This window comes from Kitasatospora sp. NPDC043949 (assembly GCF_056435365.1).
The window spans coordinates 29,055-36,247 of sequence record NZ_JBWKEQ010000068.1; the positions used below are offsets into that span (position 1 = coordinate 29,055).

Consider the following 7,193-nt stretch of genomic DNA (forward strand, 5'->3'; position numbering starts at 1 on the left):
GGGAGGTTCTGGCCCATTGTTTTTTCCCCGGGTTCACGCCCCCCCCCCCCCCCCCACCCCCTCCCCCCCCCCCCCCCCCCCCCCCAGCGCCCCAGATGGGCCGGGGCTAGGAATATGACGGTCGGTCTACATAATTCTCTGAGGCGGAAACGGCGCCGGGCGTGGGGAGGCGGGCGGGGGACTAGTCGGCGAAGCGGGCTGACAGGTGGGGGAGGAGGGTGGGGAGGTCTTCGTCCTCCCAGGGTTCGCCGGCCGGGGGGCCGGAGGCGATGCCGTTGTCGGGGAGGTCGTTGCCGGTGAGTTGGCGGTATGCATGGGTGGCCGCGTAGGCGAGGTCTTCGGCCTCCAGATCCTCCTGGTCGGGGGTGAGGAGTCCGGCGAGGCTGTCCGGGTCGGCGAGGGCCTGTTCGAAGAGGGTGCGGCCGGCGCCTATCAGCCAGTCGCGGAAGTAGTCGAAGCCGTCGTCGCTGCATCCGTCGTTGATGAGGTAGCCCGCGCCCCAGAGCAGCCAGGTGCAGGAGCGGGCCTTCTGCTGCGCGTAGTGCCGGTCGAAGTCGGCGATCTGGTCGGGCGCCAGACCAGCGAGGTGTTCGGTGAGCGCGTCGGCGTGTTCGCTCTCGTCGGCGGCGCCGGCGCGGGTGTCGTCGATGATCTGCCAGAAGGTGTCGAGGTCCATGCCCGTCACCCTGACAGCCGGGACTGACACTCTCTCGCGCAAACAGCAGGACGGCTTCAGCCGCTTCAACGGGGCGTCTGGGTGCGGAAGCTGTGGCCGAGCTCGGGGCCGAGTCCGTAGTAGTGGCGGAAGTTGTAGATCAGCGGGCTCCACCGGGCCGGGTCGACGTGCTGGGAGCCGGGGACGACGATGCCCGGATCGGCGTGGACCTTGAGCACGTGGGCTTCGACGATGAGGAACCCGCCGGAGGCGTCGGGCTGGATCCGGGCGGCACGGGCCTCCAGTTGCAGGGGGCATTCGGCGACCCGGGGCGGCCGGACGAGTTCGGAGGGCTCGGCCCGCAGGCCTGCGGCCGCGAACTTGTCCCGCTCGAACCGGAAGGTGTCCTGCTTGTTCGCGGGTACGGGGGTGCGCCCGGTGAGCGGCGCGAGTCGTTCGACCGCCGGCCACTGGGTCGGCTCGGGCAGGTTGATCACCAGCTCGGGTCGGCTGCGGAGGTTGTGCGCGGTCTGCGCCTCGGCCCCCATGCCGAGGACGATCACCTGGCCAAGGGCCCAGGCCGAGGACATCGGCGCGAGGTTGGGGGTGCCGTCCCCGTTCTCCGTTGAGAGCAGGACGACGGGCGTGCCGAAGTAGAGGATGCTCGGCGCGATGGCCACGTGGTCCGCGCTCACCGAGCCATCGGTGAGCGCGTCAGTGAGCGCGTCAGTGCGTGTGCTGTCAGGCGTCATGGTGTTCACGGGAATCGACGGTAGGTCGGGGATTCCTCGGCGCGGACCGAAGGATCGTCGGCAGCCGGGGCGCCGCGCGAGGGGCCGCGATGCGGCCAGGTGGCCGACATCCGGCGGACGCAGCCAGTTCGGGTACGGATGGCGGGCCGGGCCAACCCATGTCAAGTTACTCAAAGTGTTCACAAAAACACTTCGTGTTATCAAAATTCTGTGGCGTGGGGCCCTGTGGTGATCACGCCCGACTGGAACGGAGACGGTATGGCAGGGATCAGACGCGGCCGGTCGCGCGGCAGGCTCGCCGCGGCGATCGGGCTGGCGGTCATCGGCGTGACGGCGGGTTGGGGAGGGGGTTCGGCCCAGGCCTTCCCGGCGCACGCCTTCCCGGCACGAGGTGCGACGTTCGTCAGTCCTGCCGTCGCCTCGCCGGGGGACGACGCCGACAGGAAGTCCCCGGACGGCGCAGACCGCGCGAACGGCGCGGACGGGAAGTCAGGGACCCGGGCGCTGACCTGTCCGCCGACGCCGCTGTGGGTGAACACCGGCGGTGGCGGTGACCAGCTGTACTCGTACAGCCCGACCGGTACGCAGTTGTCCGACGTGCCGCTGGTGCGGGACTACGGGGACATCGCGTGGAGTGCGGACGGCACGACGCTGTACGGGGTGTCCTGGCAGGAAACCCCGCCGACGCTGTACACGATCAACCCAGCCACCGGCGCGGAGACCAGCTCGGTAGTGATCACCGGTCCGGCCGCGGTCGACGGATTCGACTTCAACGCGTTGAGCGCCCGCCCGGACGGCACCCTGCTGGTCGCGTCGTTCTTCTCGAACCAGATCTGGACGATCAACCCGGCCACCGGGGTGAGCACGCTGTTCCCCGTCGCCTACCCCGCCACGCTCGTCTCCTCGGGCGACTTCGTGACCCTGTCCGACGGCGATGTCCTCGGGGTCGCGTTCGATTCGTTCTTCCAGAACCCCACCAGCTACTTCCGCATCCACCCGGACAACACGATCACCGAGATCGGCACCACCCCGAACTCCATCTACGGTCTGGCGCAGTCCGGCGGCAACGTCTACATCTTCCGCGCGAACGGCACCATCGAGGAGCTGAACTCGGTGCCGACCGCCAGCTCGACCGCGACGCTGCCCACCACCGTCATCGCCAACACCGGGCACCGCTTCTACGGCGCCTCCGCCACCCAGGACAGCGGGAACTGCAACCTGCCGGCCGGCACCTCCTACACCGTCGCGAAGTCGGTCTCCCCGACCGGCCCGGTGGACCAGGGCGACACCCTCACCTACACCGAGACCGTCACCAACACCGGCACCAACCCGGCCACCTTCGCGGGTTTCAGTGACGACCTCTCCGCCGTGCTGACGGACGGCACGCTGGTGCCGGGCTCCGTCACCGCCAGCTCCGGAACGGCCGCCGTCACCGGGAACACCCTGACCTGGTCGGGCACGCTGACGGCGCCGCCCGCCGCCGGCTCCACCGTGACGGTGACGTACCAGGTCAAGGTCAACAACCCGGACACCGGCAACTTCGCGCTGACCAACAACCTCGCGCCGACCATCGCCGGCGGCACCTGCGCCACCACCGGCGGCTGCACCACCACCGTGCTGGTCAACGTCCCCGCCCCCACGATCACCAAGGCGGCGACCGAGGCCTCGTTCGTCGCGGGGCAGACCATCCACTACACCTACACGGTGACCAACAACGCCCCGGTGGCGCTGACGAACGTCGCGGTCACCGACACCGGCCCCGGCACCCCGACGGTCACCTGCCCGCCCGGCCCGCTCGCGGCCGGCGCCACGGAGAACTGCACCGCCACCTACACCGCGACCGCCGCCGACGCGACGACGGGCACGATCACCGACACGGCGAACCTCACCGCCACCGTCGGCACCCAGACGGTGACCGGGACGAGCAACCAGGTCGTCGTGCCGCTACGGGCGCTGACCATCACCAAGTCCGCCGTCCAGCCGGACTTCACAGCCCCGGGTGAGACCCTCAACTACACGTACACCGTCACCAACACCGGCCAGATCGCACTGACCAACGTGACGGTGACCGACCTGACGCCCGGCGTCACCGTCTCCGGCTGCGGAACCAACCAGCTCGCGCCCGGCCAGTCCACCACCTGCCAGGCCACCTACGTCACCACCGCCGCCGACGTCGCCGCCCAGAACGTGCCCGACCAGGGCCAGGTCACCGGCACCGACACCGGCGGCCAGACCGTCACCACGACCAGCAACAAGGTCAACACCCCCCTGGTCGCCATCAGCGTGGTGAAGAAGGCCGCCGAGGCGCAGTACACCGCCGCCGGGCAGACCATCCACTACACCTACACGGTCACCAACACCGGCGCCCAGCCGCTGACCAACATCGGCGTGGTCGACAACGGCCCCGGCACGCCGACCGTCACCTGCCCCACCGGGCCGCTCGCGCCGGGCGCCTCGGAGAACTGCACCGCGACCTACGTCACCACCGACGCCGACGTCGCCGCGGGCAAGGTCGTCGACACCGCCCAGGTGACCGGCACCACCCCCAGTGGCCAGAACATCACCTCCACCAGCAACAAGGTGACCGTCCCCTACGCCGGGCTGAAGATCGTCAAGGCCGTCCAGGAGACCTCGTTCTCCGCCGCCGGACAGGCCCTGCACTACACCTTCACCGTCACCAACACCGGTGACACGACGATCAGTTCGCTCGCCGTGACGGACTCCGGCCCGGGCACGCCGGCCGTCTCCTGCCCGGTGACCACCCTGGCCCCGGGCGCGTCCACGACCTGCACCGCGACGTACTCCACCGCCGAGTCCGACGTGCAGGCCGGGAAGATCACCGACACCTCTACCGTCACCGGCACCACCCCCGACGGCACCCCGGTGACGGCGACCAGCAACACCGTCACCATCGTCGCCTGCACCCCCTGCGAGGACCAGGACCACGGCGGCTGCGACGGCCACAACTCCGGCGGCCACGGCGGCTGGGGCGACCACCACCCCGGGCCCGGCCAGTGGGACAACCACCCCGACGGCACCGCCCCTGGTGACACGTCGGCCGCCGAACACCCCGCCGGCACCCACCCCGCGCCCGTTCCCCCGCGCGACACCGCCGTGCAGGCACCCGCCGTGCAGGAACCCGCCCTGATGCTCGCGAGCGCCGGAGCCCCGGTGGCCACGGTCGGCCTCGGCGGCGGCGCGCTGCTGGGCCTCGGCTGGCTCATCGCCGCCTTCGCCTCGGCCCGCCTGCGCCAGGACCGCTCGGGAGAGTGACCACCCTCCACCACCCGGGCCGGCCCCGGCGACGCGCGCAACGCACACGGCACGCACGCCGGGCGTAGCGGCCGGGAGGGCAGAGTGCGCCACCACCGGTGGCGCACTCTGCCTGCTTCCTAGCCGAGGACGGCGTCCACGGCGGCCGTCAGCGCCTCGCGCACCGCCGCGGGGGCGGTGAAGCGGCTCTGGTTCATCGCACCGTGCCGCAGGATCAGCAGGGTGTCGGCCGCCCGGTCGGGGTCGGGGTGGCCGGCGGCGGCGAGCAGGCCGGTCAGCAGGGCGCGGAACCAGTCCATGTGTTCCTGGATCGCGCGGCTGACGGGATGGTGCGGGTCGGGGTAGTCGGCGGCGGCGTTGATGAACGGGCAACCGCGGAAGCCGGGTGCGCAGAACTCGTCGGAGATGCCCGCGAACAGGGCCGTCACGGCCTCGCGCGGAGGAAGGTCCGCCACTGTGGCGGCAGCCGCACGGAAGAGGCGGTCGTGCTCGTGGACGTAGGCGAGCACGACGTCGTCCTTGGACGGGAAGTGCCGGTAGAAGGTCGCGTTGGCGACCGCCGACTCGCGGATCAGCTGGTCGATGCCCACCCCGCGCACGCCCTGCGCGTAGAAGAGCCGCATCGCCGCGGCCAGGATGCGAGTGCGCGGTGGCGCGGAATCTCTCGTCGTCATGGCTTGACGCTAGCAGAAGGATCGTTCTACCTTGGAGGAGCAGAGAGAACGCTCTTTCTACTTCTTGGGTCGAACGACCGCGCCCCGACCGGCCGCCGATCCGATCCCCAGCCCTCACACACCAGGAGAGACCCCGCCATGCCCAGCAACCGCACCCCGGTCATGTTCATCCACGGCCTCTGGCTGCACTCCACGAGCTGGCAGGGCTGGGCCGACCGGTTCCGCGACGCCGGCTACGAACCGATCCTCCCCGAATGGCCCGGCGTCCCCGCCACCATCGCCCAGGCCCGCAGGAACCCCGACCCCCAGGGCGGAATCGGCCTCGCCGAGATCTCCGCCCACCACGCCCGGATCATCCGCGACCTCGACACCCCGCCCATCCTCGTCGGCCACTCCGTCGGCGGCTTCATCGCCCAACACCTCCTCGGCCAGAACCTCGCCCAGGCCGCCGTCGCGATCTGCCCCGGCCAGATCAAGGGCGTCAAAGCCGTCGGCCCCGCCCAGGCCAAGTCCGCCTTCGCCTTCCTGCGCAACCCCGGCAACACCAAGCGCGCCGTCTCACTCAACCCCGCCCAGTTCCGCTACGCGTTCGCCAACGCCGTCTCCCAGCAGGAATCCGACCAGCTCTTCGACGAATGGACCATCCCCAGCCCCGCCCGCCCCCTCTTCCAACTCGCCCTGAGCAACTTCGCCCCACACTCCCCCGCCAAGGTCGACACCCACAACCAGAACCGCGGACCGCTCCTCCTCCTCTCCGGCAAACTCGACCACACCGTGCCCGACATCCTCACCCGCTCCACCCACAAGCAGTACCGCAAGTCCCCCGCCGTCACCGACTACCACCGCTTCGACGACCGCGGCCACTCCCTCACCGTCGACCACGGCTGGACCGAACTCGCCGACCACACCCTCACCTGGCTCAACCAGCACCACATCGGCTGAACGGGCGGCACCGCCCCCGGCGCCATCCGCCGGTGGCGGTCAGGAATCGGCGCCCTCGTTCACGGGCTCCGCCTCAGCCTCGGTCTCGATCTCAGCCTCGGTCTCGATCTCAGCCCCGGTCTCGATCTCGAACGGAGCCCGCCCGGTGCCGGGCGGCCAGCGGTGGCCGGCCTCATGCAGCTGCTGCAGAGTGATCGACCGGACAGTTCCAGGTCGTACGTGGTCAGGTCGGGGCCGGCCGGGCGGGATCGGCCGACCGCCTCGCGGTTATGGTGTGGTGGGTCCACGGAGGCCATGGACAGGAGGGCCTCATGACGGTCGGGCATCGGTGGCCGGTGGACGAGACTCCCTGGCCCGAGCAGGCCACGCTGGCCTACGGCGAGCTGGTGGAACTGGCGACGCCGCACCCGCCCCTTCCGGAACTGGGCCGGCTCGGGCCGGAGATCGTGGGCACCCGCGGGGTGATCGTCGCGTGTGTCGTCGAGCAGGACGAGCGCGATGACCACGTCGGACCTCTCTACACGGTGGAGACCGAGGACGGCAGCCCCTGGCGGCTACGGCCGGAGTTCCTGGCCTCCCGGGGAGGACTCCACCCCGGCATGCCGCCTCGCCACCGCAGCGACCTGCCCGAAGGAACCCGCGTCCGGATCCGCACGGAGTCGGACACGCCGGGCACGACGACGGACGCTGTCGGGGAGGTCACCGGGATCTGGTGGACGACGTCCCTGGAGCCGCCGAAGGGCTACGTCGTGCAGGTCGGCGAGGAATCCCACTGCGTGGCCCCACAGCAGACCGAAGTCCTCTAGTGTGATGCGCCACAAATCATGAGGGTAAGTTGATACCCTTTTATGGTGTCGCATCCTGGGCCTTCTGCCGTGGTGATCTCGCTGTCTGAGG

Annotated in this window: 6 protein-coding genes; 3 read left to right on the forward strand and 3 right to left on the reverse strand. The window is 70.5% G+C overall.

The annotated features are described in order from the left end of the window. Positions 1-181: 181 nt before the first annotated feature. Together AC07AL_RS34800 and AC07AL_RS34805 are read right to left on the reverse strand one after the other, a co-directional pair. The gene (locus AC07AL_RS34800; RefSeq protein WP_478319338.1) at positions 182-676 is read right to left on the reverse strand and encodes a DUF4240 domain-containing protein; all 495 of its coding nucleotides are present in this window, start codon (positions 674-676) and stop codon (positions 182-184) included. A gap of 65 nt (positions 677-741) precedes the next feature. Further along, the gene (locus AC07AL_RS34805; protein WP_478319339.1) at positions 742-1,416 is read right to left on the reverse strand and encodes a flavin reductase family protein; all 675 of its coding nucleotides are present in this window, start codon (positions 1,414-1,416) and stop codon (positions 742-744) included. A 249-nt stretch (positions 1,417-1,665) separates the two neighbouring features. On the opposite strand from AC07AL_RS34805, the gene AC07AL_RS34810 reads away from it, so the two are divergent. Next, positions 1,666-4,680 (forward strand): DUF7507 domain-containing protein, encoded by a 3,015-nt coding sequence (locus tag AC07AL_RS34810; protein ID WP_478319340.1) that lies wholly within the window; start codon positions 1,666-1,668, stop codon positions 4,678-4,680. A gap of 119 nt (positions 4,681-4,799) precedes the next feature. On the opposite strand, the gene AC07AL_RS34815 is transcribed toward AC07AL_RS34810, so the two are convergent. Further along, positions 4,800-5,354: a TetR/AcrR family transcriptional regulator gene (locus tag AC07AL_RS34815; RefSeq protein ID WP_478319341.1), complete on the reverse strand. Its 555-nt coding sequence runs from the start codon at positions 5,352-5,354 to the stop codon at positions 4,800-4,802. Positions 5,355-5,492: 138 nt separating this feature from the next. Between AC07AL_RS34815 and AC07AL_RS34820 the strand changes: the two genes are divergently transcribed. Both AC07AL_RS34820 and AC07AL_RS34825 read left to right on the forward strand, forming a co-directional pair. Then, positions 5,493-6,296, forward strand: a complete 804-nt coding sequence (locus tag AC07AL_RS34820) for an alpha/beta hydrolase (RefSeq protein WP_478319342.1) — start codon at positions 5,493-5,495, stop codon at positions 6,294-6,296. A gap of 311 nt (positions 6,297-6,607) precedes the next feature. Next, positions 6,608-7,102: a hypothetical protein gene (locus tag AC07AL_RS34825; protein ID WP_478319343.1), complete on the forward strand. Its 495-nt coding sequence runs from the start codon at positions 6,608-6,610 to the stop codon at positions 7,100-7,102. Positions 7,103-7,193 lie beyond the last annotated feature (91 nt).